We start from the raw sequence: 19,491 nt of genomic DNA on the forward strand, positions 1-19,491 counted from the left end.
TTCTACATCACTCGTTTAAACATTTTTTCCACTTCATATGTTGTAAAATGAACGATAACTGGTCTCCCATGAGGACAAGTTAACGGATGTTCTGCATTTTTTAAGCTTTCCAATAGTTGTTCCATATCTTTTAGCGTTAAATAATGGTTGGCTTTTATCGACAGCTTGCAACTCATCATAATAGCTGCTTCTTCTCTTAGCTTTTTGATATCCGGCTTGCGATTTACTAGCACTTGCTCAATCAAGCTTTCGATTATTTTCATCTCATGGCCTTTCGGAAACCATGTCGGATGTTCCCGAACGACAAAACTAGATCCCCCAAATTCCTCTAAGAATATGCCCACTTCTTTTAATGCATCCAAAGACTCTTTTATCCGGTAAGATTCATCTAGTGAATAGTGAAAAGTTAGCGGTAGCAGTAAAGCTTGTCTTTCACTCGCGTTTACTTCTCCTACTTTTTCTTTATAAAATTCATATTTGATACGTTCTTGAGCTGCATGCTGATCGATCAAATAAAACCCATCGTCACTTTGCGCAACGATATATGTTCCATGAATTTGTCCGACCACATGTAAATCTGGAAAAGGTGCTTTAGGCTCTACAGCTTCCTCTAGTAAAACTTCTTCTAAAGGCTCTATTTCATCAAAAACAACAGTTGGTCGTTCTACAATCGGCTGTTCTCCATACCGAAAAGTTGGTTCTTCTCGAGCTGGAACTGGTGCCGTTTGTTTGAAGAAATCAAATTGTATGCTCGGCTGTTTTTTCACTTCTGGCTTTTCTACAATTTTTGGAGGTTGCTGCACCCGGTGGATTACGGCACGCAGCGTTGTTCTTACAAGCTCCATCAATTCTTTTTCTTTACTTAACCGGATTTGATGCTTTGCAGGATGCACATTCACATCTGTTAGCATTGGATCTGTTTCAATATTTAATACGACAATTGGGAATCTGCCGATAGGTAAAAGCGTATGATACGCCTCTACAATTGCATTGTTTAACCCATAATGTTTGACCCACCGACCATTGACAAGAATTGTTATATAATTTTTCGAAGCTCTCGTAATCTCAGGCAAAGTTGCAAATCCCGAAATATGAAAATCAGAAGAGTCTTGTTCAAATGCAATCATATGCTTCACATTGGATACACCATAAATAGCTGCAAGCACTTGCCTTAAGTCACCTCTACCACTCGTCTGTGTAATCGTTTGTTGGTTGTTCGTTAGCTTAAACGCGATCGTTGGAAAACTAAGTGCCAAACGGTTAATCAAATCAATCGTGTGACCAAGCTCCGTTTGAATTGTTTTTAAATATTTCAGACGAGCTGGTGTGTTGAAAAATAATTGTTTCACGATAATGTCTGTGCCTCGTCGAATTGGTGCTGGTGTACAAGAAAGAACTCGTCCTCCTTCCAGCTCTACTTTCGTTCCTACATTTTCTCCATCAGAAGTCCATAAACTAATTTTAGAAACAGATGCAATACTCGCTAATGCTTCTCCTCGAAACCCTAGCGATCTAATTCGAAAAAGATCATGCTCTGTTGTAATTTTAGAAGTAGCATGTCGAGAAAAGGATTGTACTGCGTCAGCCTCGTCCATTCCTTTTCCATTATCGGTTACTTGTATCTTTATTAGTCCAGCTTCTTCTAACATAATTTCGATCGATGTACTTCCTGCATCAATTGCATTTTCTACAAGCTCTTTTACGACAGAAGCTGGTCGTTCAACTACTTCACCAGCCGCGATTTTATTGGAAAGGAGCTCGTCCATTACGATAATACTTCCCATGCTTAGCTCTCACCTACTTTCTAAAATTGCTCGTCTATTCTAATTCATTTTGTAATTCATATAATAATTGCAATGCTTCTAGTGGCGTAGTGCCAGATATATTTATTTTTTTAAGTTTTTTCATTATTTTTTCGTTTGGAATGTCCACTTTTTCTTTCGGTTGCTCTACCCGTTCCTCAAAGAAGGATAGCTGCTCCTCTTGAACGGAAGAAACAGTCGAATCATTTTTCTCTTTTTGCTCAAATGTAGTAAGGATTTCTGTTGCTCTTGCAATAATTTCTTCCGGAAGTTGTGCAAGTTGCGCTACATGGATACCATAACTTTTATCTGCTGGCCCTTCCTTTAACTTATGAAGAAATACTACTTGGCCATCTTTTTCCGTCGCTGCAACATGCACATTTCGAAGTTTAGGTAATGTTTGCTGCAAATCTGTTAGTTCATGATAATGCGTGGAAAATAACGTATTTGCTCCAATACGATTGTGAATATATTCCATCATGGCTTGCGCTAAGCTCATGCCGTCATACGTAGAAGTACCTCGTCCAATTTCATCGAATAACAACAAACTTTTCCCCGTTGCATTCATAATGGCATTTTGCGACTCCATCATTTCAATCATAAACGTACTTTGACCACCAGCTAAATCATCCGCCGCCCCAATTCGTGTGAAAATCTTATCTACAATTGGCAATTTTGCTGATTCAGCCGGAACATAACAGCCAATTTGTGCCATAATAATCGTAATTGCTACTTGTCTCATAAATGTACTTTTACCGGACATATTAGGCCCAGTAATTAACAGCATGTTTTCTTCGTTTGTTAAACGGCAATCATTTGGCACATATAATTGATTGTTCATCATTTTTTCTACAACTGGATGTCTACCTTCTTTAATTTCCATTGCATTTGATTCATGAAAAACGGGCTTTGTTAAACGATATTTTTCTGCGACTTGCGCAAACGAAATATACACATCTAACTCACTAATTTGCTTCGCTAGCTGCTGTACTTGTGGAATATATCCTTTAATTTCTTCTCTTAACTGAGTGAATAAGTCATATTCTAATAAAAGACTTTCATCTTCCGCTGATAAAATAAGCGATTCTTTTTCTTTTAGCTCATCTGTAATATAACGCTCTGCATTGGCAAGTGTTTGCTTACGCAAATATCTTGTTTCATCTGCTAAATGGATCGTCGATTTCGTTAATTCGATATAATAGCCAAATATTCGGTTATACCCTATTTTTAAATTTTTTGCGCCAGTTATTTCTCTTTCTCTTTGCTCCAGCTCCGCAATCCATCTCTTTCCATTAATAGAAGCATCTCTTAGTTGATCTAACCGCTCATTATACCCGTTGTTAATCACTCCACCATCTTTAACAGCAATAGGTGGATTTTCACTAATAGCAGTTTCTAATGTTCTCCAAATATCCTGGCAATCTTCTAACGCATTTCCTAGTGCTATTAAAGTATCATTATTCGAATGAACTAACTGTTGTTTAATGAAAGGAATTTTAGACAGTGATTTTCTAAGTTGCGCAAGATCTCTTCCCCCTGCATTACCAAATCCAATTCTTCCTACTAAACGCTCCAAGTCGTATACTTCTTTAAATGCTTCTTTAATCTCTTCTCTCAACATAAAATCATCTAAGAAACTAGTGACAACCATTAAACGATTTTCAATTGCTTTTTTATCGGCTAGTGGCTGGTGAATCCACTGCTTAAGCTTACGGCCACCCATTGCAGTAATCGTTTCGTCCAACAACCACAATAAAGTTCCTTTTTGGTCGCCATTACGAATAGAAGAAATAAGCTCTAAATTTCGTTTAGAATGATAATCGATTGCTAAAAACGAATCGCGCGTTTGAAAAGTAAACGCTTGAATATGCAATAAAGAGCGCTTCTGCGTTTTTTGAATGTATTGTAATAATCGTTTGACCGTTCTTTGTGCCTCTATTGGGTGATCCACAACATACTTCTCTGCATCCTGGTCACTTAATTCTTCCTGTTCAATCGATAAAGTGAAATCATATTGAGCAGATAAATCATTAATCAGTACATATAATTGTTCACTAACGATTAATTCTTTTGCTTGAAGTGACAATAATTCTTGCACAATTTCTTTTTCATCGCCTTTAATAATTGTTGAAAATCCGTCTCCCGTCGAAACGTCCAAATAAGAAAAAGACACTTCTTCCGGCGAGATTAAATCTGCAGAAGCGATAAAATGATTCGTTTTATTGTGCATGCCTTTTCCATCCATCATCGTTCCAGGTGTGATGAGGCGCACAACTTCTCTTTTCACAACGCCTTTTGCATGTTTTGGATCTTCTACTTGTTCACATACCGCCACTTTATATCCTTTAGTAATAAGTGTTTCTATATAATTTCCTGCTGCGTGATGCGGAACACCACACATTGGAATGCCATCTTTTCTACTCGTTAATGTTATTTCTAAAATAGCAGCAGCTTTAATCGCATCGTCAAAAAATAATTCATAAAAATCTCCCAGACGATAAAATAGAAATGCATCTATGTATTCTGCTTTAATTTTTAAGTATTGTTGCATCATTGGTGTTTGTTGTGTTGTCATAAATAATCCTTCTCTCTACTAAGCCTCTTTCTTATTTTATTATAACAAAATAAATGCGTCAGTACCTTTATGATAGAATTATCTGCAAGAAACTGTTGATTTCCGCTACAGCGTGCCCGGCTTCTATTTCCTCGTTTACTTGTGTTCCTGTGGTCTTTCAGCTCGTACAGCTGCCGCTCCAATCAACTAGTATGCATCAATAAATAACTGGCTGTATCCCTATTTGATACTTTTCCAACAAAAAATTATTTCACATTCTCAAATTGCATAAAATAATGAATTAAATACATTAACTAAAACTTAATATTTCGATAAAGCACGAATATGAAGCTATTTTTTACGTAGTAAACGCCTAATGATTAGAAAAGGACATAATTTTGTGATTTTATAAAAAAAAAGCCGGAAGTGTACGCCGGCTTTTTAAAGGGATGATGAATCGTCTTTGTCATGAGAAGAGCTGGATGAGCTAGAGGAACTTGACGAACTAGAAGAGCTTTCTTCATTTAATGCCCATTCTTCTTCAAAATCTTGTTCATGTACTTGAATGCATACAGTTGTTTCTCCTACAACTTCTGCCAACAACTCTCTTTCAACAGTTACTTGGAATTTGGTTCCTCCTGCAATAATAATTGCTTCTGTACAATTTGGTTGTTGAATTACGCGCACATGTACGTCTTCGCCTGTTGATTCACTATCTCGGAAATGTAATTTAATACGATCTTTGTAGTGGATTGTTTCTGTAAAAACAGATGTTTTGGAATGATCATGATGAGCGTACCAAACATTTATATCAAATTTACCTGTTACTTCGACATACTTCCCTTGTTTTTTCGATTGAAAAGTATGGTTGATTACCCAGCATCCTAAAATACTTGAAGGTGTGTTTGGCGGGCAAAGAACCTCACAAGATTCTGTCCGTTTTTTTCCTTTTGCAATAACCGCTTTCGTCACAATCTGGCGTAAATGTTTCATTTTTTTCCTCCTTGTGTTCAAGTCATAACATCATATGCGCTTTTCGCCCAATGGGTTCATCATTATTCGGATAATTCGTTGACCTTTCTATTTGGAGGGCATACAATTAGTGCATAAACAATGAATAGTGAGGTAATGGGATGTCATTTTTTGAAATAATACCAGTTACAAATCAACAAGAAGCTGCTGCAATTGTCGAACAAAAATTACAAGATGAATTAAATGCCGGGACATTAAATGTGTTAGGTTTAGCTACTGGAAGTACGATGATTCCTATTTATAAACAATTAGTCGAATCAGATTTAAACTTTTCACATGTTACTGCATTTAATTTAGATGAATATATAGGTTTACCATCTACAAATGAAAACAGCTATGCTTATTTTATGCAGCAGCAGTTATTTTTGAGAAAACCATTTAAAGTAACAAATATTCCAAATGGCATGGCTGAAAATTTAGAAGCTGAATGCGAACGATACGAAAATCTTTTAAACGAGTATCCATTAGACATTCAATTTCTAGGCGTTGGCGAAAATGGGCATATTGCTTTCAATGAACCTGGCACGTCGTTTGACGCAGTTACACATGTTGCTAACTTGACGGATTCTACACTTGGAGTAAATGCTCAGTATTTTGGTGATAACGAAGAAATGCCAACTACTGCTTATACGATGGGAATTGCTTCTATAATGAAAGCAAAAAAAATCATTTTGCTCGCATTTGGAGAAAAGAAGCGTCTTGCACTTGAGGCTTTACTTGGGGACGAAATAACAGAAGAATGGCCAATTACTGTTTTGAAAAATCACCCACACGTATCGGTTATTACGGATATTAACTAATAGGAAAAGACTGTCTTCTTAATCGACAGTCCTTTCTTTTATTACTTTTGTAAGTCTATTACTATTTCTTCTTGTGTATGTTCTTCTCTTTCAGATTTAGTATTTGTACTCACTATTTCCTTTACTCCATCTTTTGTTATTTCCACCCCACCAGAATCATCTGTAGAATAATTCCTTAAAACAATATGCGGTGTTACAAATAACTTCGTTGCTTTCGGATCTAATTTTTGAAACGTTTTACTTGTATGATGATCATAAGAATTTTCACCATACCCACCATTGTTTTGGCCTTCGTATACATTTCCTAAATCATCTGTAATGGCTAAGTCCACTTCGACAGCATCCCACTTATCTTTTACAGATTGCGCTACTTGTATATCGTAAGATACAGTATATGACATTGGATTTACTGCTAATTTAGTCATAGTTAGTTGTACACCATCTTGCTCCGTTACATGATTCAGTGCAGTTACCTCGGCATCAGTCGCTTTTACTGAAAGAGCAAATTTCCAACTGCCATTAACTGCTTCATCTGATCCTTCAAACATAATGCGGTCAATATCCCATTTAAAATGAACCACATCCCGATCATCTTCTTCAAAATTACTAGCTGTTATTAATCCGACATAATTGTAATCATCAACTTTCGTAATTCCTAAGCTTCCCGACATACGATTTGTCCCTCTTACCCCTAAAGTATCCATTATAAAAGGATTGTCACCTAATGGCTTTTCACTTTTAACAGAGTAAGTTACAGCAATTGTTTCTCCGTCAAAAATAGCATCGTTGATTGTGATCGCTACTCCTTTACTTTCTTCGGTCATATTTACCTCGGTGGAGAATTCCTTGTAATTATCATAAAGTCCTGTTCGACCGTTGTCCAAAAACCTAAAAATATCACCTACTACGGGAATATCACCCGCATACGCTGGAAACGTTAGCCCTACCATTGCAGTAGATAAACCAATAAACATAGCCGCCGCTGCAACATTCATTTTCCAACCTCTCCATTTTTTCTTACGTTTAATGGATGTTTTTAATGTATTTAATACTTTTGCTTTTTCTAGGTCATTCACTTCAACTTCAATGAATTCTTTTTCATCTAGCTTTACATCATTCAACAACTCATATATATCTTTCATATTAGATTACCTCCAAATGTTAGACTTGTAGCTTGCACAGAAAACTTCTTTTTCCCTCTATAAATTCGATTATCAAAAGCAGTTCTTGTTAGATCAAACTGTTTACATATATCTTCTGTGCTAATACCTAGAAAATATTTCATCATAAAGATTTCTCTATCGATTGGATCTAGCCTATTAATGAGTTTAATAAGTTCCGAACTGTTTTCCATCATGATTAGTTCCTCTTCTACCGATTTTTCTGCATTCATTTCCATATATTCTGAAGTGAACTCTACTTTTTTCATAGCTTGTCTGTAGTAGTCAATTGCTTTAAATTTCGCAATGGCACATATCCATTTTCTAAAATCAGTACCATCGCCTTTAAATTTCAGAGCATTGTTCCAAATGGATAGAAATATATCGTTTATGCATTCTTCTACAATACCTTCATTTTGCAGTGGAGCAAGAACTTTATACGTAACTCCCTTGATCAAAGGTAAATATGCGCCAACAATAAATTCTAATGCATCTTCTTCCTGCCGCTGCAGCCGCTTTATAAAGTTTTTCTCATTTGATTTCATCGTATATTTCTCCTCATTTTCTTGTAAAAGCTTTTACACTCTATACAACGAATAGAAATAGATTTTCTCTCAAGTTTACAGGAAATAAATAAAATCCCTCCATTATTTATAGTGGAAGGATTTTGTATTATTAGCTTTTTGCTTTTAATAACTGAAAAGGCTCTAGCTTATCCATTTGTCCAACAGCTTCTTGTTCAGGTACTTTTACAACTTGTTCTTCTGATGAAAGAACCGCTTGTAATCCATCTAACATACACTTAGCTGCTATTATTAATAGTGTTAATAGGGCAATAGGTACTAAAGAAATCCATGGATAGGATGTCCAAAGGAAATTCCACCACATACCTAGTGCACCCGCCCATTCGCTTGAATTCGAAACTACTCGAGCCACGTCAAATAGATCTCTTTTAACAAAATATCCCCCCATAAATATCCCCAATACACCAAGGTGTGCCATAAGAATTAGCGTTTGAATAAACTCTCTAATGTAAATAATAAATAGCTGTGGAGTTAATGTAGGAAGAATATGCTTTACAATTATACGCCTTGAACTTGCTCCTAATATACGAGAGCATTCAATAAAGTCCATTTGATTTATTAATCTAGCCTCGTTGGCAATTAACACTGATATAGCAGGAATCGACACAATCGTTAATATAAAAATATAAAAGAAAATTAGCTCCCAAAAAGAAAGTGGACTTTCTCCATACGATCCTAAAGTTTCCGTACCAAACCAACCTAAAAGAAAAAAAACTAATAGTGTTGTTGGAAAGTAATTAATCGAATCCGCTATATATTTAATTGGTCTTTCAATTTTCCTTAAATAGAAATGAATAATAAATCCAATAAATATCGAAGGAAGGACTCTTAGTATAGTAATAACCGCTGCTGCAAGTATGGTGTATTTCACGCCAATAAGCATCACTATTGCCAGATTCCTCCCAAAGTTATCGGTACCCATAGGAGGATACACTTTCCAACTATAGGGTGGTTGAATTGGTTTCTCATTGTTATCAAGTAATAAGGAACTAGTTGGGATTTTATCTTGAAAAATCAAAAAGTACAACACGCTCATTAGTAACAATCCACTTGTAAAACTAAATCCAGTAAGAAATAACTTATTCCCAAAAGCTTTCTTCAATATCCCCACCTATTTCACCACTCCAATCTTTGTCCTGTTTTATTTTTAACAAATATTGAAGCGAGTGAATAAAACAAGAAAATAGGCACATAAATCATAATTAGTGTAAATGCTATTACATTAGGCTCTGGAAATCTGATCAAATATGTGATGATACCATTAATATTAAAGAGTTTCTCAAAAATAACCATAGTGGACAGTTGCAATAAAATAACCGATTTACTGTGTGTAATAATACTAGGAACAATATTCCTTAATACATGGAATAAAAAAATATGGGATTTTCCAAACCCTTTATTTTTAGCTAGTAATATATAGGGTTTCTCTAATTCTTCATTGACTAAATACAAAATAATTTTAAATACTATCAAAGATGGAATAAGGGCTAAAGCGATTATTGGTAATAAGTATGGCTTCGTTTGAGAAGTGCTAAGTATTGGAAACAGCATAGTACCAGTTTGCTTATAATAATATAAAACAGAAAACTGAATGATAATAATTATAAACAAGTCGGGAAGCGATTCAAGTAAAGAAGCTGTTCTCACTATGATTCTATTTATCTTATTCGGTAAAAATATGGTGAAATACGATAAAACAGTACCAATTGTTATTGATGTGAATAGAGCAGCAAGAAATATTATAATGGAGTAAAAATAATAGTCCCAATAGTTAATAAAGATGGAGTACTCCGATCCAGTTGAACCAATTACCACTAAATTTTCGGAGAAAATAAGTGATTTAGTTATGTGCACAATATTTTTTACAAATATCCCTATGTCTAATTGGAGACCATTCAAAAACAACCCTACAAACGCACTTAGAAGAATTAAACCAATAACAACGCAAATAAAGCGAAAAACAGACTCTAATACATACTTCATATATGTCCCCCTCACTTTTGAAATCACATTTAACACCTACTCAAACTATAAAAAAGTTATTATTCTATAAATAACAGTTAATAATACCTATGACAACTATAATATTTCCGGAAAAACCTTCCTCCAAATAAATTGAATAAATTCACATATTTTACTTCTTATTCGTTATTAATGTTGTTATTATATCTGCTACTACTTTCAAGCCTAAATCTATTTAAAAAATCAGTAACTAGCCTAATTAGAAAAAACATTATGACCATTTGAAAAATCATAAATATCCATAATAAAGTTATTGAGACACTCATTGAAAATTTCCCCTTTACCCTTTATTCTTTATTCTTTATTCTTTATTCTTTATTCTTTATTCTTTTCCTAATATTTCTTTAAAAGAATTACTAATATAAACTAACGAGCTCAAATTAGAATATACTATTATTACCAATACACTTGAAACAATTGTAGAAAACACATAGACAGAATCTAATGAATACACCGAGTTACTACGCAAAGAGTCAATTGAGAAAATATGACCATTATAGTTCATTAAAAACACCATAATTGAACAAATCAGTATATTTCTAATTGGCAATAACCAACTTAAATTATGATCACCAATAATCCCACCACATCCACATGACATATTTCTGTTACCTCTTATCAAATTAACTATAATTGCAATTGTATACACGATGACTAATGCCAAAATTACTAAGCTAGCCAGTTCTATACGATACCCAAATAAAATTAAAAGTGAAGCAATCAGTTCAATGGTTGCATCTAAATATGCGAAATATTTAACTGCTTTGGGAGGCAGTATTTGATATTTTCTAACTACAACAATATGTTCAATCATGTTACTAAACTTTGAAATAGCAGAGCTAAAAAATATTAGTCCAATAATTATTCTACAGGATAATGATATGAGTTCCATTAGTTCACTTCCTATCCTTCATATTGATTATTAATTAATTGAGATTGAATGCTGTAAAGTTTTTCATACTCTCCTTTTTTCTTTATCAATTCTTCATGAGTACCAATTTCAACTAACATCCCATTTTTCATAACCATTATTCGATCCACCATTTTTCCAACAGCCATTCTATGTGAAATAAAAAAAGAAGTTCTTCCTTCACTAATTTCTTTGAATTGCTTGAGAAGCTCTATTTCAGCTACAGGGTCAAGAGCTGAGGTTGGTTCATCTAAAATAATTACGTTACTTTCTTTAAATAAGGCTCGCGAAAGGGCTATCTTTTGCCATTGACCTCCTGATAAGTCAACTCCATCTTTTAAAAATCTCCCTAAATTTGTTTCATATTGTTCGGAAAGTTTTACAATATCACTATGAATACCTACTTTTTTGGCCGCTACTATTATTTGTTCTTTATCCCCCAGTTTCTCGACATCCGAAAATCCAATGTTTTCTTTAACTGTAAAGGAATACTTTATAAAGTCTTGAAAAATTGTAGTGATATTCTTATTTAAAGATTCTTGTTTAATAGATTGTATATCAATATCATCAAATAAAATATTTCCTTCTGATGGAATCCCATATAATGAAACATATCATAAAGACTAGGATAAAATCAATAAATTTCCTATGAAAATTTTAACAAAAAATAAAAAAATGAGGCTCTACTTTTCAGTAGAAACTCATTTTTATTTGATAAATTCACTTCGTAATACATAAACAGCATCATAATCTTTTATTTGATCCAAATTATTTTCTACATCCTCATAAAAATCTTCTGGGAGTGAACTCATTCCATTTCCATTCGAAAAAATAATGACTGCTAGCACTTTTTCTCCACTCATCGGAATCTCTGTATTAGGGTTGCTTTCCCAATATCCTTGCTTGGCTCTCTCCATTTTTTGCAGTGTAGTAGAACCACTACCATTAGCAAAAGTTTTAAATATAGACTTATCTTCATTCCCTGGGACTTGAGTAGTAAAGAAAGTAATCAAGCCCTTTTTATCAATAGTAGTAGTTAGATGATTTATATTTTCTACTTCTAGTTGACCAAACTCATATCTATCCACCCATACCGATGCTTGTTTGAACGTTTCGTCTACATTAAAGTCAAAAACAAATGATACTTCGCTAGTAGCAGACAGTAGAGATTTCTCTCTTTCCGTTAGTTCGGATTCAGCAATCGTATTTACTACTTGTTTCAGTCCTGGTTCCTGTACCTGTTCTTCTTTATTACAAGCAGATAAAATACATACAAACAATAGTAAAGTAAATAGACTTACAATCCTTTTCATCAAACCCTCCTCATCAAATATGACTAATTTTAAGCTTATGCCATCTGCCTATCCAATTCTTTTCTCGTACTCGTTCCTCGTAAACGGAAGCTAAGATTTCATTTGTCATGAACCGAGGTATTGGCTTTACTTCTAAGTTAATCACATCACTAATCCCATACGGAGCAGCTAATCTAATATGCTTCTTCTCACCCAATGTTAATCCTAAAGCTGTTGCAGTTTCTGGGAAGTTCGCCATTCCATCAATAGAAGATGAATACGGAGGAAGATTATTTTTCACATGCATTCTTGCTTGATTTTTAATGGACCATGGAATAGACGGTGCAACACTTTTTAACTGCATTTCTAGCTTTTTTTCCTCATTTTCATTTACATTAGTTGGATCAAAATAGATGACATCAATATCAGGTAAGACCGTTCTTTCATCAAAACCATGCAAAACATCCCAAATCTTTGAGCGAACAAATCCTGCACACACCCACCAGTCTGTAAGCTTTAATGTTTGGACAGTCTTTAATATATCCATCATCCATTCGTCGTCTTCTACTAATCGTAGGATGTCTTCTTCACTTTTTATCCTCATTATGAAACCTCACTTATCTTTTTAGGGAAAAGAACACGCCAGGTTATGAAAATTGTGACGATGAGCAAAATCATATAGCCGTATAACCCATAAGGAATCTTGGAAATCACAAAATGTAGGAACGCTAAGAAACCAATAATAAACATTGTAGCGAAAACCTTGAACGTACTCATATCCTGTGTATGCTCGTATGCATTTGAAAACGGGTAAACTTCACCATTCATCATGCTAAAAGCAATAAGTGTCACCATAATTGCGACGAGTAAAACAACAAAAAGATCAGGTAATATGTCCAGGGAGAAAAATGCCGTCAGTATTACGCTTAGCACTACGAAAATCGGTAAAAAGAAATTCACTATACATGCTTTTAGTGTACCACTGTAAATTACTGCCTCATTTTGAATGGGAGCAGCTCTGTAAATCCAATGCCCTTTATAATTACTAGAAAACTTCAACATATGCACTACTGTAGGAATGACCAATAGGCTAAAGTATATAAACATAAAACCATTTCCACTCGTTATTTCCTCGAATGATCGTGTTCGTATTTCACTAAATATAAACAGTGGTGGCAGAATAAGCGCAAATCCTAATTGCGGGTAAATTTTCAGTTTCAGTTCCCGTTCTTGGCGCATCATTAAAGTTGAAAAACGGTAAAAAGTTCTCTCTTCTTCTGTCCTACATAATATTTTGGACCATAAGTTTACCATTCTTTGAGATTTCTTTTTTCGTCTACTTGAATCACTTAATAACTTTGTCAAATTTCGTTCAAAAGCAGGCATAAGTCGAATATATAAGGCAATCGACAATATAGGTCCAACGAACGCTAGAACGGATAAAATAATCATCTCGGTAGAGTAATTTTGATGTAGCAATAACTCAAAAGGAGCACCATACCAAATAGGTGGTAAGAGTAAATGCCACCATTCAAAAACATACGATATTTTTAAATTCACGATTTCAAAAGAACGTGCCACGAGCTGATAGCTAACCATTATGCCGATGCTTAAAATAATTTGTACATAATTAATAATATCTTTTAGTTTTTCTCCACTAAAAAATCGCAATATAAACAAATACGCAAATGCAGTTAAAACGACGACAAGACAGCAAATTAACACAATTTCTATAATGAAAATAAGCGCAAATACGATGCCATGCTTAAAAATACTTACAACTAAAGGAATCACTACAAAAGATCCCGTCAATAAAAACATGTAAATCATAATATGTACGACTTTTGCAGCGTTTAAAGTTCGGTTGCTTATCGGCTTCGTATGCAAAATCGTTTTATCCCGAATATCAAGTAACACCGCCGAAAAATCAGACACCATGGAAGACATTAATATAAACATTAACAAACTAAATATGATGCTCATTTGAAAAATATAATCATTGCCGAAAAATAAAAACGGCGTTAACATTAAAAGCCCATATAGACCATAGAGCCATAGTGATTTTAGAAACTGATTGCCTTCTTTCTTCACTTTCGAACCATTAAAAATAGTCGGCATCCGTCTACTATCCATCATCAGCTTCAACTGCAAAATTTTTCGCATCATCTCGTAGTCAATGCCTACTTTTAAAAATAGCGGTTTAAAATAATCGAGCACTTGAAGCGATTTAAAATCAGTCATGCGCACTACCCTCACTTACAAGTCCAACAAATCGTTCTGCAATTTGTTTATGTTCTGTAAATCCAGTAATCTGATTAAAAATTTCTTCCAATGTACCTTCTGCACTTTGCTCTTGCAATTCTTCAAAAGTTCCATCTGCTACAACTTTACCTTCCACAAGTAAAATAATTCGACTACTAATTTTCTCGACAACTTCCATAATATGTGACGAATAAAATATCGTTTTTCCTTGTGCTGCTAATTGTGCTAGTATCTCTTTAATAATCATGACACTATTTGCATCTAATCCACTTAATGGTTCATCAAAAAACAATAAATCTGGATCATGAAGTAAGCTTGAAATAATTAGCACCTTTTGTCTCATACCTTTAGAGAATGATGATAATCGCTGATGAAAGGCAGCTTCTAGTCCAAATTCCTTCATCAGCTCAAATGCTTTCTTTTCTGAGTTTTCACTACTTAATCCATATAATTCACCCGTAAATGTTAAAAATTCGCAAGCAGTTAAATTATCATACACTTCTGCTGTTTCAGGCACATATCCAATTTTCCCTTTATAGGAAAAATCTCCTTTGGCAATATCTTCACCAAAAATCTCAATTTTCCCGCCATACCCTTCGATTAATCCAAGCATAATTTTGACTGTCGTACTTTTACCAGCACCGTTTGGACCTATGTAGCCAATAATTTGCCCTTTATAGACTTCTAGGTTAATACCATTTAATATCTTTTTACTTCCATAACTCATCGTCAAATCTGTTAATGATAATATCTTTTCTTTGTTCATTTATTACCCTCCAAACTATTAGTTACTTTACAAATTCGACAATACCTTCCAATAATCCTTCTGCTAACGGAAGATTAGGATCTGAATACGTTGCCAAATTGCCTTCTACATCAGCAGGTGCTTCTTTTAATATATGGTTCATATTTTTTATTAACAATAAAGTAGAAGCAACTTTTGCGTCATATAACGCTTCTGCATCCTTTACAGGAACTTGTATATCATTCGTACCATTAATAATTAACACTTTACTATTCAACTTTTGAATTTCTTCTGCTGGATTATAAGCAAGCCATGAAATCATATATGGCTGTACAGAAGGTCGAAACACACTTTGTAGCTCTGGACTGACGTTTGTTACTAGTTCTCCTTGAGCAAGCTTACGAAGAATGTCTTTTGATTCGGTTAGTAATTTTTCTGGTAGCTGCGCTTCTAATTGTTCTAACAACACTTCACCAATAGGTCTGCCTGCCCCGGCAATCGACACAAATCCATCTATATTTGTTTTTCCAGCAGCAACCATTCCGATTAATGACCCCTCGCTATGACCAATAATTCCAACTTTGGAAAACTGTTTGTCACTTTTAGCAAACTCCACAAAAGCCCTTGCATCATCGATGAAATGCTCGAATGTTACATCTTCTTCTTTTCCAGCTAAAAGAACATTTTGTCCAACACCACGTTTATCATATCGAATGCTAGCAATGCCCTGCTCTGCCAAACCTTCTGCAATCATTTTTAAGCTGTTGTTTTTTCCTGGAATAGCAATTGAATTCCCATTATGATCTGTAGGACCTGACCCAGCAATAATAATCATCACAGGAAATGGGCCGTCTCCCTCCGGCTTTACAAGTAGCCCTTTCATTGTTCCGTTTAGTACTTCAACACTAACAGCTTCTCCTATTTCTTCCTCTACTTCTAAAGCTCCTTTTTTCAACGCAAACGGAATCGCACTACCATTCTGTGTAAACGTCCCAGAAATCGTGTCATCATTTATTTTCCCATCAAATGTAATTCGTTGTCCTTGCATGTTCATCTCCAATAAAATAGAATCGTCTTTAAGCTTTACACTAGATAATTTATAATTATCTAAGCCTTGTACCGGAATGCTAATCGTTCCATCAGTTTTTGTAAATTGAATTTCAATTGGAAGAGGTGAGTTTGGAACCTCTATTGCCCCTTGCCATGCACCCTCAACTCTTTCTAATGATTCTACTGTCATTTCCTTTCCCCCTTTCTCACACGCTGTTAATAAAATAACTGAACTAATAAGAAGAAACATGACTATTAACGCTTTTTTCATTATTAAACCCTCCGAATTCTTTCTATTGAACTTTTCTATTAAATAGTGGTAGGCTAACATAGGACTTTGTCTATTACATAGTTAATCGTTAGGAGCGAATTTTTTTGTTAACTGATCAATCAATAAGTAAAAATCGTAACATATTGTTAATAATAGGTATTATTTGTATTGCTACAACCCTTCGTTCGCCCCTTACATCTGTAGGCCCAATTATTTCCTACATTCGAGATGGACTAGGCATATCGAATGTTCTTGCAGGTTTTATCACAACGATTCCACTCATTGCATTCGCAATTGTTTCACCATTTGCAGCGAAAATTGCTCGCCGTTTTGGTATAGAATGGACATTATTTTTCTCCACTATTTTGTTGGCGACGGGAATTATTACTCGTTCTTTAGGTACGACTTCTTTGTTACTCGTTGGAACTGCATTAATCGGAATTGCGATTTCGTTTGGAAATGTGCTACTCCCAAGCCTAATAAAATTAAAATTCCCCCTTCAAATAGGTTTATTAACAGGTATTTTTACGGTATCCATGAACTTATCTGCTGGAATCGGGGCAGGAATCAGTTACCCAATTGCGGAAGGAACGACATTTGGTTGGCAAGGTGCACTTGGTTGCTGGGCAATATTAGCAATCATAGCCATTATCGTTTGGTTGCCTCAAATTAGTAAACGAAAACAACAAAACGAAAATCAGCCTATATCGAGCACTAAAAAATCTACATCGATACTTCGTTCTCCTTTAACATGGAGTATTACGTTATTCATGGGAATACAGTCACTCATTTTTTACACAACGGCTGCATGGCTACCTGAGCTGTTACAATCTCAAGGAATGAGTGCTGAGAAATCTGGTTGGATGCTATCACTTATGCAATTTGCTCAGCTACCAATGACCTTCATCGTTCCAATAATTGCAGGACGCTTGAAAGATCAACGAATACTCGTAATATCATTTACGGTTTTGTACCTAATTGGTTTCATCGGAATTTTAGCAGGCAATATATCTCTTACGATTGTGTGGATGATTATGCTCGGATTAGCAGGCGGTGCCTCATTTGGTTTAGTGATGATGTTATTTTCACTTCGCACGAGTACTCCAATGGAAGCTGCTGAACTATCAGGAACTGCCCAATCATTTGGATATCTTTTAGCAGCAGTTGGCCCCGTTCTTTTTGGTTACTTACATGATGCGACTGCTAGCTGGTTTACGCCAATGATTTTATTCCTTCTATCTACAATCGTATTATTTTTTGCTGGCATGCATGCTGGAAAAAACCGATATTTGTCTCCTGAAAACTAAGGAGTGCGTAAGCGCCTATGTCTGCCCCGTAAGGCACGTTCTTCTGAGACGAGTAACCGCAGGAGCAAAATGGGGAAAAGCGAGGAGGCAGCTCCACAGCCACCGGAGTTATGTTTATTGCGGCGAGCTTGCACAGGAGCAAAATCTTAATGCGACGAGTAACCGCAGGAGCACCTTTTCACATTTGACCCCGAGGGGCTAGGCGCTGGAGCTAGACAATTACTAAGTAAGAAAGCTTATACTTTCTTTCCAGCTAATAAAGAGGAATCAGCTAGTAAATTATGCTGATTCCTCTTTTTATTAATATGGTAAAGGTTGATAAAGATAGTTTGGTGTTTTCTTTTCATTATTGTACGGTTTGTGATAAATATGAGTTGTTGCGGGAGAGACAGGTGGTACAAGCCAAGCCCAATTCCCAGTAACGTCTCTTCCGGCTTCCGCTTCATTTGTTTCGAATCGCTTAAATTGTTGAGCTGCGGTGTGGTGGTCTACAATACTAACACCATCTTCTTTATAAGAAAGTAAAACTGCAACATTTAATTCTACTAACGCTCGGTCCTTCCAAAGAGAAGCACTCGATTTTGTATTCAGTCCCATATACTCTGCGATAATAGGAAGCATATTATAGCGATCATCATCTGCAAAATTCCGTGCACCAATCTCTGTTCCCATATACCATCCATTAAAAGGAGCAGCTACATACGAAATTCCTCCGACCTCAAGCTTCATGCTTGAAATCATGGGAACTGCATACCATTTCAATTGTAAGTCTTCAAACCACTCAAATTCTGGGTGACGAATTGGAACTTCTAGTATATATTCTTTCGGAATATCGAATAACTTCGGTGGATTATTACTCGTTTGTATAACAAGTGGCAATACATCAAAGTTCCCTCCTTGTCCTTGCCAACCAAGGTTTTGACAAACTTTCGTAAAAGCAATTGAATCTGGATCACCTATTGTCCCCACATTTGTTTCATAACCTGCATAGCGGATCAATTGATGGTTCCAAATTCGAACATTTTGAGGTGAAAATACAGTTATCGTAGGTCGAATTCTTCCTTCGTTCGTCGCAAACTGGATATGCTCAAGCAATGCTTCGAAAATTGCTACATCTGCTTGTATATGTCGTTTATCAATCACATGAAGGCTTTGCCAAAATAGTCGTCCAATACATTTATTACTATTGCGCCACGCCAGTTTAGCACCGTAGGCTAGTTCTTCTATTGTTTGCTCATAACTACCAGTTGTAACAATTTGTTGTTCTATTTCACTCAAGCGAATATGCATCTCTTGTTCTGATTGATTCGTTTCTCCATAAAAAATGCGAATAAAACTCTCCGCTTCTTTTAACATCACTTTCATCCCCTTCGCTGTCTACTACCATCATAGAAGATTTGCTTGAAGGCAAGCAAGTGCCACGAAGTAGTCAGTTGTGAGGATATTATGACAAGATTCAAAAAAACGTTGATTTTCGTTGCGAAGCGAGGAAGCTGAGGGTGTAGTATTAGAATAAAGTCTGATCATTTTTGTGTTCTTCAAACAAAACCCCTATAACTTAAGTACATCTATTCACAATTTTAAAAGTCTTAAGTTATTCCAGAAAATGCTACCTTTTTAGTGCAACAGCAGAAAAAAGCCTTACACCTTAATCAACTAAGGCACCAATCGTTTCAAGAATTAACAACCTGAAGATAAAA

The 19,491-nt window shown here is 35.3% G+C and carries 17 protein-coding genes and 1 pseudogene; 2 read left to right on the top strand and 16 right to left on the bottom strand.

Features of this window, described 5'->3' with window-relative positions; genetic code table 11:
- Positions 1 to 2: 2 nt before the first annotated feature.
- From mutL to cotE, 3 genes are all read right to left on the bottom strand, one after another.
- Positions 3 to 1,784: a DNA mismatch repair endonuclease MutL gene (gene mutL, locus RUH95_RS02175; RefSeq protein WP_313891172.1), complete on the bottom strand. Its 1,782-nt coding sequence runs from the start codon at positions 1,782 to 1,784 to the stop codon at positions 3 to 5.
- 34 nt (positions 1,785 to 1,818) lie between these two features.
- Positions 1,819 to 4,377, bottom strand: coding sequence for a DNA mismatch repair protein MutS (mutS, locus tag RUH95_RS02180; protein ID WP_313891173.1), 2,559 nt, complete (start codon positions 4,375 to 4,377; stop codon positions 1,819 to 1,821).
- A 420-nt stretch (positions 4,378 to 4,797) separates the two neighbouring features.
- Positions 4,798 to 5,349 carry an outer spore coat protein CotE gene (gene cotE, locus RUH95_RS02185; RefSeq protein WP_313891174.1) on the bottom strand — a complete coding sequence of 184 codons (552 nt, stop codon included), beginning with the start codon at positions 5,347 to 5,349 and terminating at the stop codon, positions 4,798 to 4,800.
- Between the two features lie 140 nt (positions 5,350 to 5,489).
- Here cotE and RUH95_RS02190 point away from each other — a divergent pair, with 140 nt between their 5' ends.
- Positions 5,490 to 6,188: a glucosamine-6-phosphate deaminase gene (locus RUH95_RS02190; RefSeq protein ID WP_313891175.1), complete on the top strand. Its 699-nt coding sequence runs from the start codon at positions 5,490 to 5,492 to the stop codon at positions 6,186 to 6,188.
- 41 nt (positions 6,189 to 6,229) lie between these two features.
- On the opposite strand, the gene RUH95_RS02195 is transcribed toward RUH95_RS02190, so the two are convergent.
- From RUH95_RS02195 to RUH95_RS02245, 12 genes and pseudogenes are all read right to left on the bottom strand, one after another.
- A complete protein-coding gene (locus RUH95_RS02195) occupies positions 6,230 to 7,330 on the bottom strand; it encodes a DUF4179 domain-containing protein (RefSeq protein WP_313891176.1) in 1,101 nt (366 codons plus the stop codon).
- Entirely contained in the window at positions 7,327 to 7,893 is a 567-nt protein-coding gene (locus tag RUH95_RS02200) for a sigma-70 family RNA polymerase sigma factor (RefSeq protein ID WP_313891177.1), read from the bottom strand. The genes RUH95_RS02195 and RUH95_RS02200 overlap by 4 nt, the downstream gene beginning before the upstream one ends.
- Positions 7,894 to 8,023: 130 nt before the next feature.
- Positions 8,024 to 9,034, bottom strand: a complete 1,011-nt coding sequence (locus tag RUH95_RS02205) for an ABC transporter permease (protein WP_397469469.1) — start codon at positions 9,032 to 9,034, stop codon at positions 8,024 to 8,026.
- A 14-nt stretch (positions 9,035 to 9,048) separates the two neighbouring features.
- Positions 9,049 to 9,915: an ABC transporter permease subunit gene (locus RUH95_RS02210; RefSeq protein WP_313891179.1), complete on the bottom strand. Its 867-nt coding sequence runs from the start codon at positions 9,913 to 9,915 to the stop codon at positions 9,049 to 9,051.
- Between the two features lie 361 nt (positions 9,916 to 10,276).
- A complete protein-coding gene (locus tag RUH95_RS02215; RefSeq protein WP_313891180.1) occupies positions 10,277 to 10,846 on the bottom strand; it encodes a MauE/DoxX family redox-associated membrane protein in 570 nt (189 codons plus the stop codon).
- An 11-nt stretch (positions 10,847 to 10,857) separates the two neighbouring features.
- A complete protein-coding gene (locus RUH95_RS02220) occupies positions 10,858 to 10,983 on the bottom strand; it encodes a hypothetical protein (protein ID WP_313891181.1) in 126 nt (41 codons plus the stop codon).
- A gap of 129 nt (positions 10,984 to 11,112) precedes the next feature.
- Positions 11,113 to 11,460 (bottom strand): annotated as a pseudogene (locus RUH95_RS21495) (ATP-binding cassette domain-containing protein); the annotation flags it as partial.
- Between the two features lie 111 nt (positions 11,461 to 11,571).
- Positions 11,572 to 12,177, bottom strand: coding sequence for a hypothetical protein (locus RUH95_RS02225; RefSeq protein ID WP_313891182.1), 606 nt, complete (start codon positions 12,175 to 12,177; stop codon positions 11,572 to 11,574).
- Positions 12,178 to 12,190: 13 nt separating this feature from the next.
- On the bottom strand, positions 12,191 to 12,760 hold the full coding sequence (locus tag RUH95_RS02230; protein WP_313891183.1) for a nucleotidyltransferase family protein: 570 nt from the start codon (positions 12,758 to 12,760) through the stop codon (positions 12,191 to 12,193).
- Positions 12,760 to 14,397: a hypothetical protein gene (locus tag RUH95_RS02235; protein WP_313891184.1), complete on the bottom strand. Its 1,638-nt coding sequence runs from the start codon at positions 14,395 to 14,397 to the stop codon at positions 12,760 to 12,762. The genes RUH95_RS02230 and RUH95_RS02235 overlap by 1 nt, the downstream gene beginning before the upstream one ends.
- Entirely contained in the window at positions 14,390 to 15,184 is a 795-nt protein-coding gene (locus tag RUH95_RS02240; protein ID WP_313891185.1) for an ABC transporter ATP-binding protein, read from the bottom strand. Before RUH95_RS02240 ends, RUH95_RS02235 begins: the two co-directional genes overlap by 8 nt.
- Positions 15,185 to 15,206: 22 nt before the next feature.
- The gene (locus RUH95_RS02245) at positions 15,207 to 16,403 is read right to left on the bottom strand and encodes an alpha/beta hydrolase family protein (protein ID WP_313891186.1); all 1,197 of its coding nucleotides are present in this window, start codon (positions 16,401 to 16,403) and stop codon (positions 15,207 to 15,209) included.
- A 185-nt stretch (positions 16,404 to 16,588) separates the two neighbouring features.
- On the opposite strand from RUH95_RS02245, the gene RUH95_RS02250 reads away from it, so the two are divergent.
- Positions 16,589 to 17,791 carry a CynX/NimT family MFS transporter gene (locus RUH95_RS02250; RefSeq protein WP_313891187.1) on the top strand — a complete coding sequence of 401 codons (1,203 nt, stop codon included), beginning with the start codon at positions 16,589 to 16,591 and terminating at the stop codon, positions 17,789 to 17,791.
- A 300-nt stretch (positions 17,792 to 18,091) separates the two neighbouring features.
- Here the strand turns inward: RUH95_RS02250 and RUH95_RS02255 are convergent, their stop codons facing one another.
- The gene (locus RUH95_RS02255) at positions 18,092 to 19,156 is read right to left on the bottom strand and encodes a nitric oxide synthase oxygenase (protein WP_313891188.1); all 1,065 of its coding nucleotides are present in this window, start codon (positions 19,154 to 19,156) and stop codon (positions 18,092 to 18,094) included.
- Positions 19,157 to 19,491: the final 335 nt, after the last annotated feature.

This window comes from Psychrobacillus sp. (genome assembly GCF_032154225.1).
Lineage (GTDB): Bacteria > Bacillota > Bacilli > Bacillales_A > Planococcaceae > Psychrobacillus.